Annotated in this window: 27 protein-coding genes; 11 read left to right on the top strand and 16 right to left on the bottom strand. The window is 57.2% G+C overall.

Features of this window, described 5'->3' with window-relative positions; all coding sequences use genetic code 11:
• The first annotated feature begins 133 nt into the window (after positions 1–133).
• Positions 134–1,588: an MFS transporter gene (locus GSF27_RS03225; protein WP_160965639.1), complete on the top strand. Its 1,455-nt coding sequence runs from the start codon at positions 134–136 to the stop codon at positions 1,586–1,588.
• Here the strand turns inward: GSF27_RS03225 and GSF27_RS03220 are convergent.
• On the bottom strand, positions 1,560–2,225 hold the full coding sequence (locus tag GSF27_RS03220) for a trimeric intracellular cation channel family protein (protein WP_202410248.1): 666 nt from the start codon (positions 2,223–2,225) through the stop codon (positions 1,560–1,562). The genes GSF27_RS03225 and GSF27_RS03220 overlap by 29 nt on opposite strands.
• A gap of 209 nt (positions 2,226–2,434) precedes the next feature.
• Here GSF27_RS03220 and GSF27_RS03215 point away from each other — a divergent pair, with 209 nt between their 5' ends.
• Positions 2,435–3,034 (top strand): DUF3313 family protein, encoded by a 600-nt coding sequence (locus tag GSF27_RS03215; protein WP_160965637.1) that lies wholly within the window; start codon positions 2,435–2,437, stop codon positions 3,032–3,034.
• A gap of 346 nt (positions 3,035–3,380) precedes the next feature.
• On the opposite strand, the gene GSF27_RS17715 is transcribed toward GSF27_RS03215, so the two are convergent.
• The 3 genes from GSF27_RS17715 to GSF27_RS03200 form a co-directional block, all read right to left on the bottom strand.
• Positions 3,381–3,692, bottom strand: coding sequence for a hypothetical protein (locus tag GSF27_RS17715; RefSeq protein ID WP_202410247.1), 312 nt, complete (start codon positions 3,690–3,692; stop codon positions 3,381–3,383).
• A gap of 90 nt (positions 3,693–3,782) precedes the next feature.
• Positions 3,783–4,382, bottom strand: a complete 600-nt coding sequence (yfbR, locus tag GSF27_RS03205) for a 5'-deoxynucleotidase (protein WP_160965635.1) — start codon at positions 4,380–4,382, stop codon at positions 3,783–3,785.
• Entirely contained in the window at positions 4,375–4,668 is a 294-nt protein-coding gene (locus GSF27_RS03200) for a hypothetical protein (RefSeq protein ID WP_160965633.1), read from the bottom strand. Before GSF27_RS03200 ends, yfbR begins: the two co-directional genes overlap by 8 nt.
• A 272-nt stretch (positions 4,669–4,940) precedes the next feature.
• Here GSF27_RS03200 and GSF27_RS03195 point away from each other — a divergent pair, with 272 nt between their 5' ends.
• Entirely contained in the window at positions 4,941–5,801 is an 861-nt protein-coding gene (locus tag GSF27_RS03195; protein WP_160965631.1) for a YafY family protein, read from the top strand.
• Between the two features lie 153 nt (positions 5,802–5,954).
• Here the strand turns inward: GSF27_RS03195 and GSF27_RS03190 are convergent, their stop codons facing one another.
• The gene (locus tag GSF27_RS03190) at positions 5,955–6,809 is read right to left on the bottom strand and encodes a LysR family transcriptional regulator (RefSeq protein WP_160965629.1); all 855 of its coding nucleotides are present in this window, start codon (positions 6,807–6,809) and stop codon (positions 5,955–5,957) included.
• A gap of 103 nt (positions 6,810–6,912) precedes the next feature.
• Here GSF27_RS03190 and GSF27_RS03185 point away from each other — a divergent pair, with 103 nt between their 5' ends.
• Positions 6,913–7,371: a PACE efflux transporter gene (locus GSF27_RS03185; RefSeq protein WP_202410246.1), complete on the top strand. Its 459-nt coding sequence runs from the start codon at positions 6,913–6,915 to the stop codon at positions 7,369–7,371.
• Between the two features lie 108 nt (positions 7,372–7,479).
• Here GSF27_RS03185 and GSF27_RS03180 read toward each other — a convergent pair whose 3' ends face one another.
• The 3 genes from GSF27_RS03180 to GSF27_RS03170 all read right to left on the bottom strand — a co-directional run bounded on the left by GSF27_RS03180 (position 7,480) and on the right by GSF27_RS03170 (position 8,690).
• Positions 7,480–7,707 (bottom strand): DUF2798 domain-containing protein, encoded by a 228-nt coding sequence (locus tag GSF27_RS03180; protein ID WP_237457339.1) that lies wholly within the window; start codon positions 7,705–7,707, stop codon positions 7,480–7,482.
• A 78-nt stretch (positions 7,708–7,785) separates the two neighbouring features.
• Positions 7,786–8,298, bottom strand: a complete 513-nt coding sequence (locus GSF27_RS03175; protein WP_160965627.1) for a PepSY domain-containing protein — start codon at positions 8,296–8,298, stop codon at positions 7,786–7,788.
• A 104-nt stretch (positions 8,299–8,402) separates the two neighbouring features.
• Positions 8,403–8,690 (bottom strand): DUF2218 domain-containing protein, encoded by a 288-nt coding sequence (locus GSF27_RS03170; RefSeq protein ID WP_160965625.1) that lies wholly within the window; start codon positions 8,688–8,690, stop codon positions 8,403–8,405.
• 103 nt (positions 8,691–8,793) lie between these two features.
• On the opposite strand from GSF27_RS03170, the gene GSF27_RS03165 reads away from it, so the two are divergent.
• Positions 8,794–9,702, top strand: coding sequence for a LysR family transcriptional regulator (locus GSF27_RS03165; RefSeq protein WP_160965623.1), 909 nt, complete (start codon positions 8,794–8,796; stop codon positions 9,700–9,702).
• 285 nt (positions 9,703–9,987) lie between these two features.
• Positions 9,988–11,400 (top strand): SRPBCC family protein, encoded by a 1,413-nt coding sequence (locus tag GSF27_RS03160; RefSeq protein WP_160965621.1) that lies wholly within the window; start codon positions 9,988–9,990, stop codon positions 11,398–11,400.
• 106 nt (positions 11,401–11,506) lie between these two features.
• Here the strand turns inward: GSF27_RS03160 and GSF27_RS03155 are convergent, their stop codons facing one another.
• Both GSF27_RS03155 and GSF27_RS03150 read right to left on the bottom strand, forming a co-directional pair.
• On the bottom strand, positions 11,507–11,926 hold the full coding sequence (locus GSF27_RS03155) for a PaaI family thioesterase (protein WP_160965619.1): 420 nt from the start codon (positions 11,924–11,926) through the stop codon (positions 11,507–11,509).
• A 53-nt stretch (positions 11,927–11,979) separates the two neighbouring features.
• On the bottom strand, positions 11,980–12,768 hold the full coding sequence (locus GSF27_RS03150) for a 2OG-Fe(II) oxygenase (protein ID WP_160965617.1): 789 nt from the start codon (positions 12,766–12,768) through the stop codon (positions 11,980–11,982).
• A 190-nt stretch (positions 12,769–12,958) separates the two neighbouring features.
• Here GSF27_RS03150 and GSF27_RS03145 point away from each other — a divergent pair, with 190 nt between their 5' ends.
• Both GSF27_RS03145 and GSF27_RS03140 read left to right on the top strand, forming a co-directional pair.
• Entirely contained in the window at positions 12,959–13,849 is an 891-nt protein-coding gene (locus GSF27_RS03145) for an AEC family transporter (RefSeq protein WP_160965615.1), read from the top strand.
• 48 nt (positions 13,850–13,897) lie between these two features.
• Complete coding sequence (locus GSF27_RS03140) at positions 13,898–14,176, top strand: polyhydroxyalkanoic acid system family protein (RefSeq protein WP_160965613.1); 279 nt, start codon at positions 13,898–13,900, stop codon at positions 14,174–14,176.
• A 65-nt stretch (positions 14,177–14,241) separates the two neighbouring features.
• Here GSF27_RS03140 and sohB read toward each other — a convergent pair whose 3' ends face one another.
• Genes sohB through GSF27_RS03125 form a run of 3 tightly spaced genes read right to left on the bottom strand, consistent with a single transcriptional unit; the run spans position 14,242 to position 17,752 of the window.
• Entirely contained in the window at positions 14,242–15,297 is a 1,056-nt protein-coding gene (gene sohB, locus GSF27_RS03135; RefSeq protein ID WP_160965611.1) for a protease SohB, read from the bottom strand.
• A 27-nt stretch (positions 15,298–15,324) separates the two neighbouring features.
• Positions 15,325–15,978 carry a cation/multidrug efflux pump gene (locus GSF27_RS03130; protein WP_160965609.1) on the bottom strand — a complete coding sequence of 218 codons (654 nt, stop codon included), beginning with the start codon at positions 15,976–15,978 and terminating at the stop codon, positions 15,325–15,327.
• Positions 15,979–16,033: 55 nt separating this feature from the next.
• The gene (locus GSF27_RS03125) at positions 16,034–17,752 is read right to left on the bottom strand and encodes a pilus assembly protein (protein WP_370462552.1); all 1,719 of its coding nucleotides are present in this window, start codon (positions 17,750–17,752) and stop codon (positions 16,034–16,036) included.
• 428 nt (positions 17,753–18,180) lie between these two features.
• Here GSF27_RS03125 and nhaB point away from each other — a divergent pair, with 428 nt between their 5' ends.
• The gene (gene nhaB / locus GSF27_RS03120; protein WP_160965607.1) at positions 18,181–19,686 is read left to right on the top strand and encodes a sodium/proton antiporter NhaB; all 1,506 of its coding nucleotides are present in this window, start codon (positions 18,181–18,183) and stop codon (positions 19,684–19,686) included.
• 64 nt (positions 19,687–19,750) lie between these two features.
• Here the strand turns inward: nhaB and dnaQ are convergent, their stop codons facing one another.
• From dnaQ to GSF27_RS03105, 3 genes are all read right to left on the bottom strand, one after another.
• A complete protein-coding gene (dnaQ, locus tag GSF27_RS03115; protein WP_160965605.1) occupies positions 19,751–20,446 on the bottom strand; it encodes a DNA polymerase III subunit epsilon in 696 nt (231 codons plus the stop codon).
• 70 nt (positions 20,447–20,516) lie between these two features.
• Positions 20,517–20,951 carry a ribonuclease HI gene (rnhA, locus tag GSF27_RS03110; protein ID WP_160965603.1) on the bottom strand — a complete coding sequence of 145 codons (435 nt, stop codon included), beginning with the start codon at positions 20,949–20,951 and terminating at the stop codon, positions 20,517–20,519.
• On the bottom strand, positions 20,951–21,805 hold the full coding sequence (locus GSF27_RS03105; RefSeq protein ID WP_160965601.1) for a class I SAM-dependent methyltransferase: 855 nt from the start codon (positions 21,803–21,805) through the stop codon (positions 20,951–20,953). Before GSF27_RS03105 ends, rnhA begins: the two co-directional genes overlap by 1 nt.
• A 115-nt stretch (positions 21,806–21,920) precedes the next feature.
• On the opposite strand from GSF27_RS03105, the gene gloB reads away from it, so the two are divergent.
• Together gloB and GSF27_RS03095 are read left to right on the top strand one after the other, a co-directional pair.
• Positions 21,921–22,709 (top strand): hydroxyacylglutathione hydrolase, encoded by a 789-nt coding sequence (gene gloB / locus GSF27_RS03100; RefSeq protein ID WP_202410245.1) that lies wholly within the window; start codon positions 21,921–21,923, stop codon positions 22,707–22,709.
• A 101-nt stretch (positions 22,710–22,810) separates the two neighbouring features.
• A complete protein-coding gene (locus tag GSF27_RS03095) occupies positions 22,811–24,406 on the top strand; it encodes a LysM peptidoglycan-binding domain-containing protein (protein ID WP_160965599.1) in 1,596 nt (531 codons plus the stop codon).
• Positions 24,407–24,487 lie beyond the last annotated feature (81 nt).

The raw sequence follows: 24,487 nt of genomic DNA, 5'->3' as shown, positions 1-24,487 counted from the left end.
GAACTACTTATCAAATTTGACTGGTATTTTACGTATCCTGCTTTACGATTGGGGCAGAGCGTGATTCTTGTAACCCTCAATGGCATTGCGCTTCATTACAAGAATAAATTCAGTTAAAGGCGGCAGCCCGCGTATGCTTACGTTCAAAAACTTTCAGTACAAGCTCGTGGCCGCCTTGGTGGCCGCCGAAATTCTCTCCACCTTCGAAATCTCCATGGCCTTCGCAGCCCTGCGCTTTATGATTCAGGATTTCGGCAGCCCCTCGGCGGTTGGCTGGACGATTACCGCCTTCCTGCTTTCAGGGGCTGTCTCTGCTGCTATCTTCGGTCGCATTGGCGATATGTACGGTCGCAAACGGGTGTTGTTGCTGGTGCTTGCCATCAGTGTGACCGGATCATTGATTGCCAGTCTCTGGCCCACGCTCTCCGGCGTTATTATCGGGCGAATCGTGCAGGGCGCCGCCGGTGGTATCTTTCCACTCTGTGCCGGCATCCTGCGGGAGCAGGTGGATTCGAAAGTCTTGCCCATCTATCTGGGGATCCTCAGCGCCATCCTCACTGTGTCAGCGGGCCTTGGGCTTCTGGTGGGTGGTTTGCTGGTGGACACCTTTACCTGGCATTGGATCTTCTATGTAAACGCGGCCATCGGTATTTTCGCCTGGTTTGCCGTTGCTGTTGGCGTTCCAACGGGCGCACGCTCAAAACTCGAATCCGGTACCAACTACCTGGGCGGCATTTTGTTTGTACCCGCTGTAGTCATGATCATGCTGGGCCTGAAAAAGTCCGGCGACTGGGGCTGGGATAATGCCGGCACCCTGGGGCTGGTCGCCGGTGGTTTGATTGTTGGTACAGGCTGGGTCTGGAGTGAGCTGCGGGCCAGCAAACCGTTGATGCATATCCGCCTGCTGAAAAACCGCGAACTGCTATTGGTGGTGCTGTGTGCGGCACTGCTGGGGCTTACCTGGAATCAGTTTCAGCAGATCTGGTCGATCCTGTTGCAGCAGCCTGTGGCAACAGGAGAGGGGTTGGGGCTGTCGGCATCCATGTCGGGGCTGATTTTGCAACCGCAGACCCTGATGGCCTTGGTGGGCGGCCCGGTGGCGGGCTGGTTTGCGATCCGTTACGGCATCCGCATCAGCATGGCCTTCGGCACCCTGTTATTGAGTGCCAGCTGGGTAGCGGCAGCAATTAACCACACCTCCATCCCGTTTATCCTGCTGCTGATGGTGACCATGGGCATCTCCAGCGCTTTTCTCTACGCCATGCTGCCGATCATCATCGCCCGGGTCGCACCGATGGATCGCACCAGTGAAGCGATCGGAATGATGACTGTGGTGCGGGGCACTGCATCCGGCATTGGCGCCCAGGTGGTGGCCGGATTGCTGACGGTCTCGACAGTGGCCGACCCGCAGGGTGGTGGTTTCTTCCCGGATCGCTTCTCCTATCAGCTGGCCATGGGCTACATCGCCGGGGGAATATTCATTGTCTTCGTGTTGTACCTGTTTTTGTCGGCACAGGGCGAGGGCAGGGCGCCCTCGGCAGGGGAGTGGGGTGACGACGCTACTTCTCAGGACGTTTCCCGACCTTGAGGAACTCTCCCGGTGGCCCCATACGCAGGTCAAACACAATGGCCGCAGCCCGGAGGGCAAAAGCGGCCAGGCAGGCAATGATTTCCGAAATCACTGCTGGCGCACCGAAATACTTGAGCGTTGCGTAACTGAAAGAGCCGAGCAGGGCGGCGGTGGCGTAGGGTTGGCCACAGAGGATCATCGGTTGGGTGTTGGTCAGCACATCACGGATCAGGCCACCCCCGGTAGCGGTGATCATGCCCATAAACACCGCAATGCCAAACGGCGAGCCAAATTCCAGGGCGATGTGACAACCCACAACCCCGAAAGCTGACAGACCCAGGGCATCGGCCCAGATCATGCCCCGGCGGTGGCTGATGTCATGCTTGATAAAGATAAAGGTTGCCAGTGCTGCAACCACACAAAGCACCAGCTCAAACGGATTTTGCGTCCACCATACCGTGCGTCCCAACAACAGGTCACGGGTGGTGCCACCACCAATTCCGGTAATCACCCCGATCAGTACAAACCCCAGTACGTCCATACGGTAGCGGGAGGCGGTGAGAGCGCCACTGACCGCAAACACAATATCCCCGAAGTAAGTGATGGCGAGGATACTGTGGCTCAGGGGCTCGACGGTGGTTGCCATGGTGGACATCTGGTTGTAACTCCGGTGGTTGCAGCAGGTGGAGCTGGTTTGATGAATGCCATCATAGCAGGGATGAAAGCGGACTCTACAGTGGTATCGGCGCTGCAGCGCCGCCGGGCGCGTGCGTGTCATAACCGCTTTACTTTGACAGCGAGATGGTTTCTTCTACCATCAGTTAAGGACAAACCAAGCTGTTGGATAATGGAGGAATTCAAAACATGGTACAGCGTCGCCTCACCCGATATTTTTTCCTGTTGGCACTCCTGGTTCCCGCTGCGCAGGCTTTTTCCCAGACCCTCGAAGTCATCTATCGCAATCCCGAGATGAGCCTCGCCAACTATGACACCATATTCCTGGATGACCTGAACATCGCCAGTGCCAAAATGGTTCCCCCGGCCTGGGTCGAAGGCGCCGATCGCAATCCAACCCGTTGGGAGATCAAGCCTGAAGGTGTGAAGGCCATGCAAAAGGCGTTTCGCGCAGCTGCCGATGAACACATCGCCGGTAACGGTGGCTACAAGATCGTATCGGCCCCCGAAGCCAAAGCGCTCGAGGTCACCGTCTACATCATCAGCCTGACTCCCTACGCCTTGCCGGAAGATGAGGTGGTCACCAAGGGTACCGGCGAGCTCACCATGCAGGTGACCCTGCGCGATTCCATCACCAATAAACTGGTGGCCATTCTGGAAGGACCACAACAGGTGGGGGAGGCCTATCATGAGCGCACTGACCTCACTGCGCTGGATGACCTCAAGTCACTGTTTGATGATTGGGGCAAGCGGCTTCGGGGTGCGATGGACGAATCGCATAAGCAGTAACTGCACGCAGGTCGCAGGTTATGGCGAAAGGGTAGCCTGTTGCTCCTGGTAGATCCGGAGCAACAGCACTTCAGCGGTTCGATCCCCTTATTCCGTTAACATGTTGTTGCAGTGCCTGGCGAACCAGGGGATATGGCGAGCGGCTCTCAAACCGGGGTAGGGGGCAGTCATTTCAATGCGAATGTCAGCAGCATCTCTATGGATAATCCTGCCCGTCAGGCATGTGCTGTTACAGTTCACGTGAAAAGTATCTCGTGAATTCATGATCTGTATCTCTCCGTAGTCCTTTGAGAGGTGAACCTTCGAGGAGCAAACCTGCAAGGTGCGAACCGTCGTTGCGTAAGACTCAGCTCACATCTACGGATTGATAAACAACCCGGACATCGGTTGTGTCAGCATCGATAAGATCGTTCCACGCGTACCGTTTCAGGGCCTGCAGCAGGCCTGGTGTCAGGCTTTCAACCTGGCTGTCATAAATCACACTGTCGATACCGCAAAGCGGGCAGACGGCTGTGGTCTCGTCGTCCCAGAATTGCGTAACCCGTGATGCGTCAAAGATCGACAGACAAAAGAAACAGCCACACTGGTGGGCGGTGGATTGGTGCTTGCGGTTACGTAGGCTCTGTTTGTGCAGGGCAGACAAATTAGTATCGATCATAGTGGTCTCACAAAGTGCTTATAAGATTTTTAGTGATGCGCAGGCCTTGCGGCCTCCGGGCGCATTCCAATAGACCAGACCAAACGGATTCTATTGACTGGCCTGGAGGGCTTTGGTCCCCAGCGGGTTAATAGCGTCCTCCCCCAGAAACTGCGTCATAAAATATTCCACCTCTGGAATCTGGTACTGTTGCAGGCGCTGCCGGATATTGGCGAAGGTATCAGCGTAATCCTGATTGCCATTGTCCAGCTCCCTGCGGGCTTTCACGAACGCCGACAGGCTGTCCGCCGCTTTGAGGTATTTCTTTTCCGTAAAGCTCAGCCCGGCGTGACTGATGCAGCTGCTCATCTGTGCACGCATGCTTTGCGGCAACATATCCAAAAGCTGCTGTTCGGCATCTGCCTCAATCAACTGATAGGCCTCCTGCAGTGCCGGCGAGGAGTACTTGATTGGCGTAGGCAGGTCGCCGGTGATGGATTCGGAACAGTCGTGGTAGAGCGCCAGTGTCGCCAGTCGCTCAGGGTTCAGGTCTCCCCGGAACACGCTGTTGTTGATCACGCCTAACAGATGAGCAATGGTGGCTGCTTCCCAGCTGTGCTCAACAACGTTCTCGCGCACGGTGTTGCGGTGCAGGCTCCAGCGCTCAATCCACTTGGTACGGGTGATGGTTCTGAAGAATTGACTAACCATTGATCGGCCTCCCGATAACTTGTCTTGTGGGCCACAGGTAGTAGCGGGCCAGCAGTACCACCCAGGCTACGTTGCCTGACACCATCAGCACCCCGGCGTAAAAGCTGAACCACTGGTCAAGGGTAGGGTAGTAGTAGAGATTCCACAGGCCCCAAAAGGTGAAGAAAAAGCAGGTGGGCCAGTAAACCCCTTGCAGTCGGCGATCCTGGTAGAGCCGCCAGGCGTTCATCCAGGTAAATACTGCACCCAGTAATTCAAAACAGCCGTTGATAATGTCTGGTGTCATGCCACTCTCCTTGCTGACTTGATATCAGGATATGTAGCTGGTGACGTCACGTCCAGATGCCTGAAATTTGAATATGTAGCGTTATCAGGCAGGTGAAAAGGGGACGTAAATTGTTGCTATACCGCTAATATTGAGAAGCTCCAGTCAAATGCGCTAAATTACATGACGTATTTGGCTACACATATAGGAAAGCTGTTGCGGGCACGGGCGACAGCAAACAGCGTTCAGGCGAAGAAGGGTAATTTGATGAGAACTTTATGTGAGTACAGTGTATGACTGAGGGTTGGCCGTTGCGTTGGGATCTGCTGCTGCGTTATCGCCTGATCGAGATTGTTGCGTTGTGGGAAGGGCGCTTGACCACCAATCACCTCTGCAAGAGCTTCGGCATCGGCCGCCAGCAGGCCTCCAAAGACATCAACAATTACCTGCGGGAAATTGCCCCTGGCAATCTGGAATACGACAGCAGCATCAAGGGTTACAAGCCCACCGCGGCTTTTAAGCCTGCGGTTACCACGGGCAAGGCGGAGGAGTACCTGCATCTGCTGAGCCGTAATCAGGACATCGCCGAGCGCTTCCAGGGTCTCGACCTGGGCTTCACCCGTACCGAAATGCTACAGGTGCCTTTGCGGGAGGTGCAGCCGCAACTGCTGCGCCCGCTGGTACAGGCCTGTCGCGAGGGCAGTCGTATAGAGGTCAAATACCTCTCGTTGCAAAATCCCACACCTCGCAGCCGTATCATTGCCCCCCACACGCTGGTATACACGCCCAACCGGTGGCACCTGCGGGCCTGGTGCGAGCAAAACGGGGAGTTTCGGGACTTCGTCCTCAGCCGTTTTCGCGGCACGGTAAAGCTGCTGTCCAGGTCGGAGAAAACGGCCGAACATGACGACTACTGGAACGCCATTATTCCCGTGCGTATCGTTCCCGACAGTCGCCTTGGCAAAGCCCAGCAGGCGGTGATTGAAGCTGACTACGGCATGACTGACGGCCAGCTGGTACTGGAGACGCGAGCATCACTGGTGGAGTACTTGCTCCAGGCCCTGAACATCGATACCCGCAGTGTGGCAGCCAGCCCGGAGGCACAACAGATTGTGGTGGGCAACCTGGAGCAGGTGGATAAGTGGCGGTTCTAAACCAGTGTGTCAGCCGGGTTGTTCATGCAGGCAAGTATCAGAAGTGCGTTGTAGTTGACCCGGGAGATGAGGCTTTAAACTAAATATACAGAATTTAACATAATATACATTATGCGAACCTATGTGTTTTGCAGGCAGAGTATACCTGCGGGCTTACCCGGCCAATATCTGCTCCAGCAACCACTGCCCAGCCGGCCCCAATGGATTACGCCTCGACCAGGCTACATCGATATCCACGCCTCGCGGGTAACCCGCGATCCTGAGCTCAACCAGTGTTCTGCCAAAACGCTCCACCATGGCTGCCGGCAACTCAGCCCAGCCAAATCCCAGCTCAGCAAACTCCAGCAGCGTCAGGTAATCCGGTGCTGACCAGGTTTGGCCGCTGGCGCGATGTACACCCGGTGCATAGGTTTTCAGGCACAGTTGGCGTTCTCTCTCCAGATCGGCGCTGTCCGGCTGGGCAATGCTGGCCAATGGATGACTGCCGCTGACGTATAACCTGAACGCTGCGTTTTGTGGCAAGCGCGCTATTGCCACATCAGCCGGATACGTCTGTTGTGCAGCCAGGATACCCAGCTGTGCCTGACCTTGCTGGATCATGTGAATGACATCGGCATCTTCACCCGGGCCGCAACGCAGCTCGGTATCTGGAAATTTGTCGCCGAACCGGGCCGCCGTTTCACCGTAGAACAGTACGCTGTAGATGTCGGTCATTACCACAGACAGCAACGGCTCAACCTGCTGCTCCAGGCGCATGGCCAGTGCATCCAGTCGCTCACTGGCAGCCAGTATTGCCTCTACGTGGTGTAACACCTGACGGCCGGCATCTGTGAGCACCGGCTGGCGCCCGTTGCGATCAAACAGCGGACAGCCGATATCCGCCTCAAGATTGGCTATGGCGATGCTGACGGTTGACTGGCTTTTGCTGAGCTTGCGGGCGGCGGCTGAAAATGACCCCAGTTCCGCGGCTTCGACAAAGGCAATCAGGGATTCCGGTGAGTAACGCATATTTGTCCAGAAAATGACCTATTGATAAAAGCGATAGTAACTATGTTTTAAGTATCGGTTTCGTCAATCATTATGTACAGCAGATCCGGTATCAACATTGCCAATGACTATGGAGGACATCATGTCGGCCAGGCCCGTTACCATTGCTGAGCGCATAGTGCATGCGGTGGGCTATGAATTGTTAGCTGTGGTGCTTTCCGCACCCGTGGTTGCTTTGGCACTGGATGTTTCAATGGCAGATGCTGGAGCCCTGTCGCTTGTGATGTCTCTGGTATCCATGCTCTGGAACATGGTGTACAACGCGCTGGTGGATCGCTGGTATACGCTTGAGCGGATTCACTGGAGCTTTACCACCCGGCTTGTTCACGGCGTGGTATTCGAAGCCGGGATCATCAGTATGTGTATGCTGCTGGCGGTATGGTGGCTGCAGATTACATTGCTGGAGGCGTTCCTGCTGGAGATAGGTTTCTTCGTGTTTATTTTTCCCTACACGGTTTTCTATAACTGGGGTTACGACAAGTTGCGCTATCAGCTGGTGGGCAAGCAAACGGCTATTGTTTAAGCTCACAGAAATCACGGGCGCAGGCAGGCAATGTGGTGGTCGTGGCGGGGTTACCTGACTGCACGCCAGCACTACCCACTGCCCTTTTCTGCTGCCCCCTCCCCCAGGCTAGTCGCTTACTATCAGCAAACCCGCCAGGCGTTTAGCTAACGGGCTCACCACCAGGGTCACCGGATAGGCAACAATAAAGGCGTGGCTCCATGCATGCAGCCAGACGCTGAGGAGCCCATCGGTCAACCCCAGGTTAATCAGGGTGACGACGAAGGACATAATGCAGGACATGAAGCTCGCCATGATCAGGGCAAACACCAGATGGGTGTATTTCCTGGGTATCAATTTACACCTCTTTAATTGGGTGAATCTTCAGGATGTATAACCGGGAATGAGATAACGGGCTATAGCAGCCCGTCCTTCTCAGGCCCAGATCACCATAACCAAAGCCACCACCAGCCCCGCGGCGGCATACTTGATTCCGGATTTAAACGCTGGCGCCTGACGCACAAACATCACGAACGATGAGATGGCCAAAAACAACAGGCCCAGACCGAACAGTACGTTCATAAAAAACAGCGGGCTGTTGGGTGTTGCTTTGTGCAGATCCACCAGCTTTTGAATAGCGGCTGGATAATTTTTGGTGGTAACACGGGCTATGCCATCGGTTCTGGAGTACTGGCCTTGTTCAAAAAGAATGCGTTCGTCACCCTCTTCTGTCACCCGGAAGTTCTTCAGGCGCAGCTGCTGCCCCAGCTCAATAGCAGAGAGGGCTGGCGGCAATTGCAGTTCGCGGGTGTGCTCAAACTTTAAAAAGTCGGTGGTACGAAAAATCAGCAGCACACCACTGCTGGCGTAAATCATCATGACCCCCGCGAGAAAAAAACCAATCATGCGGTGGTATTTGCGAAACGTGCTTGCGGTTTTTACGCTCATAGAATCAAACCCCTGATGTTGGTACGAGCCGGGCCGGGCTCATCCTATCTGTCGATGTAATGATGCCGCAACGCCTGGGCCGGAGTTGCCGCGGATCAAGACGGTCAGGGCTCTGCCCTCTCCCACTGCACATCCAGCTCTTCTTTGCTGGCCATACGCTGCAGGTGCGAGCCTACAACATCTTCGGCATTCGGGGCTTGCTCACGATCAAGCAGCTCGACGGTCAGGCTCATGTGATCAGCTCCGGCGTAAATCCTGCAGCGCCCGAAAGGGAACTCGATGAGCCCCTGTGCACCTGTCACAGTAGCAGGGACCTTATGAGCAAAGTGCCTGCACAGCTTTCGCAGGTAGAGTTCGCCAAACTGTGTTTTGACCAATGTGTGAGTTCGCATCGTTTTGATTCCGCTGGCTGGCTCCCAGGTACCGTACCCGGGATGCCGTTGCAGTATCCGCCTGCTAAGATATGAAAAACACAGATGATTAGTCATAACTATTATGAGAGATTTCGATTTCACGACACTGGACGGCCGTATCCTGAAAGCCTTCCTGACTGTGCTGGATGAGGGTTCGGTGTCCAAGGCTGCGGAGCGCCTGGGTGTTACCCAGTCTGCCGTGAGCCATCTGCTGGACAAGCTGCGGCTGGTATTGGGGGACCCGCTGTTCGTCCGCGCCGGACGCGGCATTACACCGACTGAACGGGCTCTGGCATTGCGGGCACCGGTACAGCAAGTACTGGATGGCCTGAAGGCGCTGACTGACGCCAGGCCCTTTGACCCCCTGGTTGGACAGATGGAATTTTCCATCGCGGCCAATGACTTTCAACGCGATCTGATCTTTCCGGCGCTGATCAAGCAGCTGCAGGCGGAGGGTGTAGACGCCCGTTTTCGCTTCATGTCGTCGGGGATTCCCAGTGCCGAGGTACTGCGTCAGGCCCGTTGCCAGCTATTGATTACCCCTTTTCCGCCGGAAGGCGCCGATATCTATCAGCTGCGGCTGTTTGATGACCAGCTGGCCTGCTTTTACGACGGAACGGTGCGCGATGCCCCTGATACCCCCGAGGCGTTTGCCGCAGCGGAATATATTGAGGTGCGGTTTGATGATCACGAATCCGGCAGCCAATTGCTGTTGCAGGGTGATACGCCTGAAATCGGCCCACCGCGGATATCAGTTCCCAATTTCTCTGCCCTTCCCGGTTTTCTCAAAGGCAGCGCGATGATCTGTGCCCTGCCCAGCCTGATGGCGCGGGTCAACCTCCAGGGGCTGGCGTGCACTCCCCTGCCGTTCGCCACGCCAGGCCTGACCATGTACCTCTGCTGGCACCGTCGAGATCATCTGGACCCGGCTCATCAGTGGTTACGGCAACGTATTCAGGGCTCCTTTCGCGAGCAAGGCCTAAGGTCGTGAGGGCCACACTTTGCCGTGCAAAGTTTTATTAATTTGGGCGTTATACCCTTGCGGAGAGCCACCCCGGCGCGCGATTCTTGGGATCCAAGACACCGTGGGAATGGTGTTTTTTGCAACAGCCCCCATGACAGCTCCACGGGTAACTCCCGCCGTTATCCAACAGCGCTGTCTACTAACCTGTCTGTTTGGGCTATGATTAAGCCTGCATTGGCTGGACGCAAACCGGTTGATAGCACCCGGCCCAGACCACAATACCTATAACAAGATAGCTATGAGGTTCAAAGAATGAGCACAGCAGAACAGAAGCGAGCGAACAGCGCCGCCAGCACGGATTGGCCCGAGAGCTGGAAAACGCTGGATCACGGTATCCGCGTTGGCCGCTATAACGATGCCGCCTTCCTGCAGAAAGAGTTTGAGCAGCTCTGGTCGAAAGTCTGGCAAGTGGCGACCCGAATTGACGCTGTTCCCGAGGTTAACGACTACTACACCTATGAGATCGGTAATCGCTCGGTGTTCATTGTGCGCACTGATGCCGACACGGTTAAGGCTTACCACAACGTCTGCCCGCACCGTGCCACGGCGCTGACAGAAGGCTCCGGCACCTTCCCCAACGGCAACATTATTTGTCCGTTCCACGGCTGGAGATGGGACACCGAGGGCGAAAACAAGTACGTGCTGGCCCGTGAAGAGTTCCACGGTGGCAAGCTCTGCAACAGCGACGTAGCCCTGAAAAGCCTGCCCTGTGTTGTGTATGCCGGTTTTGTCTTCATCAACTTCGACAAGAACTGTATTCCGTTTGAAGAATTTATCGCCCCTATCAAGCCCCTGCTTGATGACCTTAATCTGAAAGAGATGCGCCACTACTGGTGGAAGTCCATTCCGATCGCCTCCAACTGGAAGGTGGCCCAGGAAGCGTTCTTTGAAACCTATCACGTGCCCGCCACCCATCCACAGCTGGAAGAAAAGGCCGCCGAGTTTATCTTCAGCGAAAACCAGGATGGGGAGTTTGAAGCCTACAACCACCACAATGTGGAATATGAGGTGTTCGACAAGGGCCACGGTCGCTTCTACGCCGGCAGCAATACCCCCATGCGTGGCAAGATCAACCCGCCCAAACAGGCGATGGACCCTGTTGAAGCCATGGCTGCGCGCCTGCAGTTGCTGGTAGACGGGATGGATGCCCAGGTGCTGCAGGACGACGTTGACCTGCTACGCACGCTTAAGGGCAAGCCGATTCCGGAAGGTTCCAGCCTGGGTGCTGAGTACATTCGGGTGCTGTACGAGGATGCGGCGGCGAAACAACGTCCCATGCCTATGCCGACACCGGAGATACTGGGCATGTGGGGCGGTGAAGTGTTTATTTTCCCCAACGTGATGATCCTGCCCCAGGCCGGCAACGCCATGATCTACCGCGTGCGTCCGGACAAGGCAGACCCTAACCAGTGTACCTTTGAGATTTTCTCTACCCGTTCACTGCCTGCGGCGGTGAAGCCGGAGCGCGCGGAAGTGGAGTACGTCACAAACCCTGAAGACCCCTCACAGGTCTACCAGATTCCACGCCAGGACCTGGGCAACCTGCAACGCATGCAGAAAGGCCTCAATACCGGTGCTATCCGCCAGGTTTGGCTGGCCAGTCATCACGAGAAGATTATTCTCGGTATGCACCAGGAGCTGGATCGCTACCTGGCTGACGAGTAAGACCCAGGCGCCGGTGAGATACCACACCGGCGCCGCTCCTCCCTCTTTTCCCGCCGCTCAGCTTACCAGCGGTACTGCGCATGCCCCCGTACAGAGTTTTACCCAATCAGGTGTTGCGCGGCACCACAAACTTGAACGTACCGTTGGCGATCATTACCAGGCGCTCCCCCTCCCGGATTTCGCAGGTGGTAAAACCGATGCTGCCGCTCTCCTTGCGCAATTGCACATGGGCTTCCAGCCAGGCGCCTTCGTGGGCGGTGCCGATGTAATCCAGGTTCAGGTTCAGGGAAAACGCCCGCTTGCCATTGTCCACTTTCTGCACCAGAGCCCTCACCGAAGCGATATCCGCCAGGGTTGCCAGCAGGCCACCGTGCACGGTACCGAGTGAGTTGCAGTGGCGCTTTTCCACCCGTATGGCCAGATGCAGGATCTCGGCGCCTTGCAGGTGGTACACGGGACCGATCAGGTCCATAAACGGCATATTGAAGTCGATAGGGGCAAAGCCCGCAGGGATAGTGTCGGTCACATTCATTCCTGTTGCTAAGTCAGTGTTACGGGGCGCTTTTGACAGTCAAAAATTTAAAGCGCAAACAGCGTATCGGTGCGGATCACGTACTTGGTGCCGCGGGTGATGGGGACGGAACTGTGTACACAGTGCCAGGGGTGCATGCCGTGGGGGAAGCAGAGCACGCCCCCGGCCGGGGTGCGAACGTCTACCTGCCGACGTTCACTGCCTGAGCGGCTGCGCTGGTTGCCGGTGCCGCCGTCCACCAGAAAGCGGGTCTCCCCGCCATCGAAATCATCGCTGAGGAAAATCAGGAAAGTCATACAGCTGTAACGGTCCGGGTAGGCGTTGGCAACCAGCTCTTCCGCCTGTACGCGACTACCGGGCCAGGCGCCATCGGTGTGAAACGCAAAATAGTCCCCTTCCCCATAGCGGTAGAAGCGAAATCGGGCGTTGATTCCCAGAGGCTGGTTACCATCGTAATCCTCTGCATCCTGTTGCAGAAATCCGGCTACCCGCTGCCAGATAATCCTGTCCGTGTCGGCATCGGTGACCCATACCACGTTGTCATTGTGGCGCACACGACGCGGCAGGGAGACAGCCGCATCCGGCAGGTAACCCAGCGCTTCGCTCAGCCCGATCAGAGCCTCACACTCCTTCGGGGTAAGGACATTCAAAAGCTGAAAGGCCCCCGGAACATCTGCCACAGGCTGGCGGCTAATCCGTGCCGTTGGGTAATCCTCAATAAGTCCTGCCGGGTTGAGGTGGCGGTTAGCCCAGGTGGGTAACGCCGGATTCTCGGCGCCGGGCTCATAAGCCACTACATAAAAATCATCGGTATGGGGCGTGGGCAACGGTGGCATCCTGTTGTTAACCTGATCAGTTCGGACAGCCTGTGCCCGTGTGGCGACTCCCTGACAGGAGTTGTGTGTAAAAAGACGCGGCCATTTTAACGTGCCAGCTTCGTCAACGCACGGCTGCGTCCTGCTGATGTGTCCCCCTACGACCAATTGCTGCTGTAACTGGCCCGGCCCAGCGAGTAAGATGCCGGCCATGATTTCCCAGGTGTTCGCCATCGTTGCCCCCATCTTCATCTGTGCCGCTCTGGGTTACGGCTGGTGCCGGCTGGGCTATGACTATCCGGCCGGCTTTATCAGCCGGCTGGTGACCTACATCGGCGCCCCCTGCCTGATCTTTCACAGCCTCGTCAGCCATCCCCTGCCGCTGGACGCCATGGCGCAGACAGCACTGATTGCCATCTCCATTTTGCTGGTGACGCTGTTGTTCTGGGCCTTTCTGTTGCGCGCGTGGAAGCTGGATATCGCCACCTATATGCCGCCACTGCTGTTTCCCAACTCCGGTAATATGGGGCTGCCACTAAGCCTGTTCGCGTTCGGCGAGACCGGTATGACACTGGGGCTGGGCTATATGCTGCTGATGATGATCGCTCATCTCAGCCTGGGCCTGGCCATCGTCCAGGGCGGGGGCAGCTCGCCCCGTACCATCTTAAGAAACCTGAGCTCGCAGCCGATGATCTACGCCATGGCGGCCGGGCTGGGAATTTCAGCGGCTGGTTGGCAGGTGCCCTTGTGGATGGGGAATACCCTGGGGCTGCTGGCGGATTTCACCATTCCCCTGATGCTGCTGACCCTTGGGGCTTCGCTGGCTACACTCAAGGTGGGACTCTGGCAACGGGCGCTGGTCCTCAGTGCCATGCGGCTGGTGATAGCACTGGGGATTACCTGGCTGCTGTGCCGCTGGCTGGAGGTTGAGCCGCTGGTACAGGGGGTCGCCCTGCTCTACGCAGCCATGCCTGCCGCCGTCTTCAATTATCTGTTTGCCTTCCAGTACCAGCGCAACCCTGAGGAGGTAGCGGGAATCGTGGTGGTATCCACCCTTTTATCCGTGGCCGTTTTGCCGGTACTCTTAGGGCTGATTATCTGACATTGCGGATAATTGGTAATTCTCAACCAGCTACTGGATTCCTGAATCATGAAAGAAGTGCGTGTGCGCCGCCAACATCAACTGGGCCAGCAGGCCTGCCTGGAGATTGCTGACAAAATCACCGACGGGCTGATCAACCGAATTGGCGGCAGCAAAAGCGTGGACGGCAATACGATCCACTACAAACACATCAGTGGCAGCAAAGGCGAGTTGGTGGCTACGGATTCGGCGCTGGAAATCAACGTCAAGCTGGGTCTGCTGGTTCGTTCCCTGGGCAAGACCATTGAGCAGGAGATCAACGAAGCCTGCGATAAGCATCTGGGCTGATAGGCCCCACACAAAAACGCCCGGTAGCCACCGGGCGCTGTTTTGTTTGAGCCGGGTGTCACCCATCAGAAAAAGCGTTTGTTGTTCAGGCGGCTGATCCAGGTCAACAGCAGCCGGTCGGCAGCTGCGGAGATAGAGAGCCCCAGTTTTTCCTGCAGCGTTTTCTTGTGGGCGAACTCCACATGGAAAACGTCACCTTCCCCGATCTTTTCAATCAGGTACTGGTCACTGGTTTTCAGCTCGTCCACCAGTGCGTTATCCAGGGCACGTTTGCCGTACCAGACATCGCCATTGGCCACCTGTTCGATATTCACGGCAGGACGATGCTGGGACACAAACTCCTTGAACAGGTTGTGGGTGTCTTCCAGGTCCTCGACAAACTTGGCGCGGTCCTTGTCGTCGTTCTCGCCGAACATGGTGAGGGTACGCTTGTATTCGCCGGCGGTCAGCTCTTCGAAATCGATGTCGTGCTTTTTCAGCAGCCGGTGGAAGTTGGGGATCTGTGCCAGAACACCAATGGACCCCATAATGGCAAAGGGCGCGGCCAGGATACGATCAGCCACACAGGCCATCATATAGCCGCCGCTGGCCGCCACCTTGTCGACACAGACGGTGAGACTGATGCCCTGCTGCTTGATACGATCCAGCTGGCTGCTGGCGAGGCCATAACTGTGTACCATACCGCCGCCACTCTCGAGCCGCACCACCACTTCGTCCTGAGGGCCGGCAACGCTGAGGATGCCGGTGATTACCTCGCGCATGGAATCCACCGCTGACGCCTTGATATCACCATCAAAGTCGATCACAAATACGCGCCTGGCCGGGGGTTCTTCCCCAGTGGCTTTGCTCGCAGATTTCTTGCGGGCTTTCTCTTCCTGCTTCTCTTTCTTGTGCTGCGCTTTCAGGTCCGCCTTGCGCTGGTGCGGCTCGGTGATAGCGTCCCGCAGGATATCCTGTGAATCCTCATACTCGTCATTGAGTTTGGTGACTTCCAGGTGTCCCCTGTCGCCGCCCTTCTGCCGGTGTCCGGCAGACACGGCAAAGCCGACAATAAATACGATCACCAGCAGCACGGTAACCGACTTGGCCAGAAACAGGCCGTATTCAGCAATAAACTCCAAGCTATTCTCCGGGTTGTAAGGGAGGAATTATTTCCAGACCTGCAGCGCTTCCCGCGCACGCTCGTTAAGCGCGCGAGTGGTAAGGCCGCTGTGTGACAGATTAACTTCGTACAATGCGCCATCGCTCATGGGAACGAAGGTGGCACTGCCATAGAGCGCGTCCAGCCAGCCGACGCTGCCGTCCATAGACCGCACCCAGCGCCAGGTATCCACCTGCGCCTGGCTGGGGTTGAGATCATAAACCGTTCGCTCTCCGTGGCGCTCCTTGTCCAGTGAGTAGTAGCGACCGGACAGGCGATCAAGGCGGTAACCGGGGCGGAATCCAAGGCGTGCCAATGACGGACTCCACTTGAAGATACGGGCGTCCAGCTGCCATTGATCACCCCTGAGCTCGAACTCCTGCTCCTGCCCGTCCGCCAGTACCAGGGTGGCCTGGTAGTGCTGGTCTTCCAGGCGTTCGAAACTGATGGTGGCCACCGGGGTTTCCTGCAGCAGCTCCTTGTAGCTGAACAGATCCAGTGCCAGCAGCCCCAGCAGTACGGCCAGTACCAGTACCACCAGGTTGACCATCCCCTTTATCCAACCCAGCAACCAACCGCGACTGAAAATTGCCTTCAGTGCCAGCAGCAGTACGATGACTCCCAGTACCGCCAACACGACCGACAGGATGTCGTAGACCATATTGTTTCCTTACCCGGCTTGAATAATGATATCCGCAGTGAAGCCATAGCCTCTGTTAATTGTTCACCCTGTAGCCCAGCGCACGCAGGCTCTCTTCGGCGATGGAAAGCACGGACGCATCACCGCCCTTCTCCACTTCAAGGGTATCCAGATAGTACTCCAGGCCAATCACCGCATCGGCGAAGGTTTCCAGCATCTGTTGTAACGCTGCCGGAGGTGAACTTTGTTTCAGCAGGTCTTCGATAAACTCCACCGACGCACGCACGATATCAGCGGCGTAACTCAGGCCGAGCACCGTAAAACCACCGCGAATTGCTGTCAGTGTGGAGCCTACGTTCTTAATGTGGCCCGGGTCGAAGCTGGATTCGGCATAGGAGCTGAGGGCCCGCTTGACCAGCGCCAGTCCCGCTTCCGCTTCTTCAATTACCAGCTTTTCAGCCTCTGCCAATTGTGATGACGCGATGACTTCGCGGCGGGCGATGTTGTTGGCCTGCTGCAGTTTTTCGTCGGAGACGCTCGACTTCTCAAGCGAGGAGACACTGCTCTCGACATAGAGCAGGGAATCGGCGATTTCGATCAGGTCGGCGTTGTCGGCCATCTGCCCCTGATCGCGCCAGTGCTCGATACGGGCGATCTCCTGGCGCAGGGATTGGCCGGCAGCAGTGAGTCCGACCACAGCCAGGATATCTGCCACCTTGTCCAGGTGAGCGGCAAGCTCACCGTACTCGGCCAGACCGCGATCGTGGGCCTGGGAGGCATTCTCCAGAATCTCCTTGATCTGCCGGATTTCGTCCTGCAGTACCGCAGCCACCGAAGCGACGGTGTTGAGGCTGGGGCCGCGCAGAGCTTCTTTCTCCCGCTGCAATTCGCGATCTGTATAACCAGGGCGGGTTACCTGATAGGCCTGCAATATGGCCTCGGCCCGCTCTGATGGGGAGTCGGCAATGGAAAGCAGGAACAGGAACTGTCCTACCAGTGCTTCCGGTGGATCCTGGTCGGTAGAGCCAATGCCGGTCTGTACCAGCGCCTTAAGTTCCCGGTCCAGTGCCATCAATGCCAGCTTGCGGGATTTGCTGACTTCCATCTTGCTGGTACGCAGGGCATTGAGCGCGGCGCCGGCCGTCCACCACAGCGGGGTTTTGCGGCGTGGCCCGGATACAAATTCCAGCCGCTCCAATGCCCGCTCCATGATGCCGAGGCCGGAGGGGATCTGGCGGTTCTGGAGTACGCTTAGGAGGCCTACCTGATACATATGCCGCAAGCGCTTGAGCAGTGCCGCCAGCTCATTGTCGGTCATCGCCGAAGATGTGGCACGGGCGTTGTAGGCGGGATTGCTGTTGCCATACTGGAGGAAGTGGCTCTCGGGCAGGTCCGGAACCTTGCGCAGTGACCGCAATTCGTTGATATAGCTGAGCAGCAGCACCGGGACGTTGCGACGCGACTGCTGGGTGTATTCCAGGTAACGGGGCAGGATGAAGAAAGCGTCTGTCAGGGCATCCTTCAGTTCGGCAAACGACTGGCTTGTGGTATCGGTGATCCCCTGCAGTGCCAGCAGAACCTCTTCTGCCAGGATTGAGGCGCCGCCCAGCTGTACCAGTTTGAGGGTACCCCGCACCTGGTCAATGGCGACGGCACAGGCGTCCAGTGGTTCACGGCCCGCGTCCGGATTGGTGACAAATTGCTCCAGCTTGCCTGCAGCCTCTTCAATGGTGGCCACCAGCTCGTCGCTCACCATATTGAGGGACGCAATATTTACCTGACTACTTTGCACCACAGCCTTTGCCCTTCTGCTTATTGAATTTCGCTCTGGTTGGAAGCTGCCGGCCCGTGACTGGCCGGCGAATCCTCTATTTTTACCCTCACCACCGAGTCAGACTCAAGCGCCCACCTCTCAATTTCGGCAAGTTGGCCACTATTTATACTGTCCGGACGCAGGACCACCCATGAGGGGGAGTGAATTCGTATAATCTCAAAAAAATCATTAAATTACAGTCAGATCCTGCAAAAATGCTTGAAAAATTTCTCCGTATCCGTAGCGTCTGCACTGGCGAAATTCCGGGCTCCACCGCGTAATGACTGCCGGAGCTGCAGTACAGACCGGACTTCATAAGGTCGATTTTTCGTTATCGGGGTAGAATCGGCTGGATTCCACTACTGGCTGGCGCCACGGGCGCCAATTTACTGCACCAACAGGAACACAGTATGGCAACCACGTTATCTCAAGCGCTGGGCAAGAATTTTCTTGGCAACGCGCCGGTCTGGTATAAAAAGGCGATTGTCGCGTTTCTCCTGATAAATCCCGTTCTCTATTACACCGTGGGTCCGTTCATAACCGGCTGGATTCTGATCGCCGAGTTTATCTTTACCCTGGCCATGGCCCTCAAGTGCTACCCGCTGCAACCGGGCGGCTTGCTGGCCCTGCAGGCGGCGCTACTGGGACTCACTTCCACCGGCGCTATCTACCACGAGGTGGAGGGCAATCTGGAGGTGATACTGCTGCTGGTGTTTATGGTGGCAGGTATCTACTTCATGAAAGATATGCTGCTGTTCCTGTTCACCAAAATCCTCCTGAATATCCGTTCCAAACCCCTCCTCTCCCTGCTTTTCACTCTGGTCGCCGCCCTGCTGTCAGCTTTTCTCGATGCGCTGACCGTCACTGCGGTACTGATTACCGTGGCTGTGGGCTTCTACGCGGTGTACCACAAGGTGGCCTCCGGCAAGATGATTCAGCACCCGGAGCATGACCATTCCGACGATCAGAGCGTGGTGGAGCTGCACCGCGCCGACCTGGACAATTTCCGCGCCTTCCTGCGTAGCCTGATCATGCATGGTGCCGTTGGTACGGCACTGGGGGGCGTCTGCACACTGGTGGGCGAACCCCAGAACCTGTTGATTGCCGAGAAAGCGGGCTGGGATTTTGTGGAGTTTTTCCACGTGATGTCCCCGATCACCATGCCGGTACTGGCTGCCGGCATCACAACCTGCATAATGCTGGAGAAGACCGGCATTATGGGGTACGGCGCCAAACTGCCGGAAGCTGTGCGCACGGTGTTGGTGGAGTACGCGGCCAGTGTGGACGCCAAGCGCACCGCCAAAGACAAGGTGCAGCTGATGGTGCAGGCTCTGGTTGCCGTGATCCTGGTGTTTTCCCTGGCGTTCCATGTGGCGGCTGTGGGCCTGGTAGGTCTGCTGGTGATTGTGCTGCTGACTGCCTTCAACGGCATTATTGAAGAGCACCAGATTGGTCGCGCCTTCGAGGAAGCTCTGCCCTTCACTGCGCTACTGGTGGTTTTTTTCGCGGTAGTCGCGGTGATTCACGAGCAGCACCTGTTTACCCCGATTATCAACAGCGTGCTGGCCATGGACCCGGAAATACAACCGTCCATGTTCTTTATCGCCAATGGCCTGTTATCGATGATCAGCGATAACGTGTTTGTGGCAACGGTCTATATCAATGAAGTGAAAGACGCCTTTGATGCCGGCACTATCAGTCGCCAGCAGTTCGATCACCTGGCGGTGGCCATTAACACCGGTACCAACTTGCCAAGCGTGGCCACACCCAATGGTCAGGCTGCCTTTCTGTTCCTGCTGACCTCGGCGCTGGCGCCGTTGATCCGACTCTCATATGGCCGCATGGTGATGATGGCACTGCCCTACACCATCGTCCTCGGTGGTGTGGGCCTGCTGATGGTGAACCTGACGCTCTGATCGGGCACTGTAGCACCCGAGCGCCCGGATCAGGACGGCAGCCCCCCTGTCCCCTGCAGCCGGGTCATTTCCAGAGACATTGCTCACCCAGTGCCGCCAGGCGCTGCTGGTGGGCATCCAACTCATCGGCGCTGGCAGTAATCACTGGCAGCGGCCGCCGACCCGCAGCCAGCCGCCTTATACCGCTCACACCGGATTCACTGCTGGATTCACTTCCGTCTGCCCCCAGACCCAGTGACGTCTGGCCACCGGTCATTAACAGATAAACGTCCGCCAGAATCTCCGCATCCAGCAGCGCACCGTGCAGGTCGCGCTGGGAGTTATCGACACCGTAGCGCTTACACAGGGCATCCAGGTTGTTCTTTTGCCCCGGGTGTTTCTGGCGCGCCATTACCAGCGTGTCCACCACCGAACAGATCTCGGCTACCGGTGTCAGCGCCGGTTTAAGTCGGGCAAATTCGTGGTTGATAAAGCCGATATCAAAGGGAGCGTTGTGAATCACCAGCTGCGCGCCCTCGATAAACTGAAAAAACTCGGCAGCAATCTGGGCAAACACCGGTTTGTCTGCCAGGAATTCGTTGGTGATGCCATGGACTTCAATAGCACCTTCGTCCACCACCCGTTGTGGCTGGATGTACTGGTGATAATGGCGCCCGGTAAGACGGCGGTTAACCAGCTCTACACAGCCGATTTCAATGATGCGGTGCCCCTGGCTCGGTTCGAGGCCGGTGGTTTCCGTATCCAGTACAATTTGACGCATGTCTCTTTCCTTTGTGCCCTTTCCTCCTGCTCCACGAGGGGTACAGGATTGGGCAGCGTGTTAACCGGGTTCAGCGTTTGACGGGAATGCCCTGGTTGGCCAGCTCGTCGGCTATCTCATTTTCGCGGTGTCCACTGTGGCCCTTGACCCAGTGCCAGCTCACCTGATGCCTGCCGACCTGCTCGTCCAACTCGCGCCAAAGGTCATCGTTTTTCACCGGTTTTTTGGCCGCGGTTTTCCAGCCGTTACGTTTCCAGTTGGCGAGCCACTGGGTAATGCCCTGGCGAACGTACTGGGAGTCTGTGGTCAGGCGTACTGAACAGGGCTCTTTCAGGGCCCGCAGTGCTTCAATTGCCCCCTTGAGCTCCATGCGATTATTGGTGGTTTCTGCCTCACCGCCGCACAGCTTCTTCTCGACACCGCCATAGCGCAGCAGCGCTCCCCAGCCGCCGGGCCCGGGATTGCCCTTGCAGGCGCCGTCGGTAAACACTTCTACTTGCTTCATTAAACCTCATCTTTTCTGACCAGCGGCACCACTTTGCCGCCTTTACCCGGGGTCTGACGCCCGCTGACCCGCCCTGCCGGCTTGCCGATCACCAGCTCCATGGGATTGATACCTTTCCAGCTGGGCTTGGCCAGGATGGCCGCCCCCACCTCTTTGCGGGCAACCAGCAGATAGTAGCCGCCAAACGGCAGCCTGCACTTCTGTCCCAGCGATTCAAGGAAACCGGTGCGCCGCAGGGTTCCCTCGTGATTGATGGGCAAGCGATAAAAACCGTAATTGACTTCTACCGGCTCACAATCCAGCAACTGCAGCCAATCGATTACCCGCCCTGCCCGCAGCGAACGTCGCCGCCACAGGTCACCGGCACCCAGCCATTGGGCAAACACCTTATACAGCCCCTGCAGGCTCCAGGGATTAAAACCCAGGATCAGCAAGTGACCGTGCGGGATCAACACCCGATTGGCTTCCCTGAGGACCTGGTGAGGATTGCCGCTGAATTCCAGCACATGATGCAGGATCACCACATCAATCGATTCGCTTTCCAGCGGCAGCGCCTCCCACTGCGCCAGCGCGCCGGCCTCAAAACCGTCTATCGGCGCCAGCCGAAAACGGTGGTTGATAAGGCTCTCTTTACTGAGTCCTGTCACCCGGAAGTTGCTCAGCTCAAGCAGGTGGTAACCAAACAACTGACCCAGATGCTCTCCCAGCTGATCCTGCTGCTGCGAGAACAGTGCTTGTGCCAATGGAGTCTTTTCCCACCCCTGAAGCCCCTGCATGGTATCTGCTGGAGACTGCAGGCCGTGGCGCAGATTGGCCCGGCGGGCCAGCCTTTTTAGCTGAGCGAGTAACTTCACGGTATCAACCCTCCTGCGGCGCCGAATCTCTGCCGGATTGTGCATTGCAAGCGTTGCTTGGGTATTATGCCGGTATCACTGTCGAACCTCCATGCCGAACCTCGATGACAAACCTATGATCCGAATTATTCCCGTCCCGGCCTTTGCCGACAATTACCTCTGGCTTTTTCACCAGGCGGGCGAAAACCTGGCCTACGTGGTCGATCCCGGCGATGCAGCGCCGGTTGAGGCTGCCCTCTCAGAGCATAACCTGCAACTGGCCGGCATCCTCGTTACACATCACCACGCCGACCATATCGGTGGCGTGGAAGCCCTGTGCCGCCACTGGCAGGTACCGGTCTACGGGCCGGAGTCAGCCAATATCCCCCAGGTGACGGATCCTGTGGCCGAGGGTGAGGCCCTCTCCCTGGCGGTCGCTGCCGACGGCACCTGCGTCACGTTTGATGTGCTGGAGGTGCCAGGGCACACCCTGGATCATATCGCTTACTTCAGTGCCGCGGAGGCCATCGCTTTTGTCGGAGATACCCTGTTTGTGGGTGGCTGTGGCCGCATGTTCGAGGGAACCCCGTCACAGATGCAGGCATCACTGCAAAAACTGCGGGAACTGCCGTCTGACACACGGATCTATTGTGCCCACGAATACACCCAGGCCAACTATCGGTTTGCCGAGGCTGTAGAGGGAGATAACCCGGCGGTAATTGCGCGGGTGGCGGAAGTGGCAGAGGCCCGTGAGCAGCAACAGGCAACCGTGCCCAGCCTGCTGCAGCAGGAACTTGAGACCAACCCATTCCTGCGCTGGGACAGCCCGGCAGTAGTGAAGGCAGCGGAACAGCATTGCCACACGAAACTTGCCACCGCTGCTGAGATTTTCGGTGCCCTGAGACGCTGGAAGGATAACTTTTAACCAGATCTCACTGCCGGAGCTTGCGCGTTGACCCCGGTAAGCGTCCACTCTACACTCGACCGAATAAGCCCAGAATTACAAACTGACACGAAGATAGCTGTATGATCTATAAGTCTCTGCTTGCGGTTGCTGTTTCCGGTTTCACCCTGGTCGGCTGCACCACATTACCTCCCGGCGAAAACTCCAGCGCGCTCGCCAGCGAAAGCGCCCTGCAGGAAATTGCCGAAGTGCCAGCAGAGAGTGCGGCTCCGCCAGAGGAGCTGGTTGTCGCCCCGGAACCTGTGGATCTCTGGCAGCGTATGCGCGACGGTTATCAATTGCCCAAGGATGATAATCCGCGGGTGCAGAAGTACCTGGAATGGTACAGCAAGCATCCCAGCTATATCGCCCGCGTGACAGAACGCGGAGCACCCTTCCTGCACTACATCCTGGAACAGCTGGATGCCCGTGACATGCCACTGGAACTGGCCCTGCTGCCAATCGTGGAAAGCGCCTTCGATCCCTTCGCCTACTCCCATGGCCGTGCCTCCGGTATGTGGCAGTTTATTCCGGGTACCGGTAAGCAGTACGGCCTGAAGCAAAACTGGTGGTACGACGGGCGTCGCGACCCGATGGCAGCAACCGATGCGGCCCTCAACTATCTCTCTGACCTGCACCGCCGGATGGGTGACGACTGGTTGCTGGCACTGGCCTCTTACAACACTGGCGAAGGCAATGTCCGTCGCGCCCAGCGACGCAACGACAAAAAAGGCCTGGCCACCGATTTCTGGTCTCTTGACCTGCCGCGGGAAACAGAGATGTATGTTCCGCAGCTGATCGCTCTGGCCATCATTTTTGACAATCCGGAACAGTACCAGATCAGCCTCACCCCGGTTGAAGATAGCGCCTACTTCGAAGCTGTCGACGTAGGTTCACAGATCGACCTGGCCCAGGCCGCGTCCATGGCCGATATCAGCCTGGACGATCTCTACAAACTCAATGCCGGCTTCAACCGCTGGGCTACCGACCCTCAGGGGCCGCATCGCCTGCTGGTGCCGGTGGACAAGGCTGAAGGCTTCCGCGAGCAGCTTGGTGCCCTGCCCGCCACCCAACGGGTCTCCTGGGAGCGCTACAAGGTGCGCTCCGGTGACTCCCTGCTGGGGATCGCCGGTAAATACAACACCACCGTTGAGACCCTGCGGGAACACAACAACATTCGCGGCAACCTTATTCGCGCCGGACAGATGCTGCTGATTCCTACCGCCAGCCAACCCGCCAACGCCTACACCTACAGTGCCAACCAGCGCTTGATGCGTACTCAGGAGAAAGGCGCGGGCGCCAGCGGCGCCAGCAAGGTGACCTATCAGGTGCGTCAGGGTGACAGCCTCTGGAGCATCTCCCGCAAATACAACGTCAGCGTCCGTAAACTGGCGAAGTGGAACGGCATGGCTCCCGGCGACACCCTGCGCAGCAACCAGAAGCTGGTGATCTGGACCAACTCCGCTGCGGCCACCACAGCCAGCAACAGCAGCCGTAATGACGGCATCATCCGCAAGGTGGCTTACCAGGTCCGCAAGGGCGATTCGCTGGCCCGTATCGCCGGCAAATTCAACCTGTCTGTTAACGATATTCTGCGCTGGAACGGTGTCAACAAGAACGCCTACCTGCAGCCTGGCCAGTCCCTGACCCTGTTTGTGGATGTCACCCGGGCCTATTAAGACTGTGGTACCGCGGCAGCTGACCCGGCTGCCGGACTCCCCTACTCCGTCTCCGGATGGCTAACCGCTACCGAAACTCAG

Source organism: Pseudomaricurvus sp. HS19 (genome assembly GCF_009857815.1).
In the GTDB taxonomy this organism is placed as follows: domain Bacteria; phylum Pseudomonadota; class Gammaproteobacteria; order Pseudomonadales; family Cellvibrionaceae; genus Pseudomaricurvus.
This window is presented reverse-complemented; position numbering and strand designations above follow the sequence as displayed.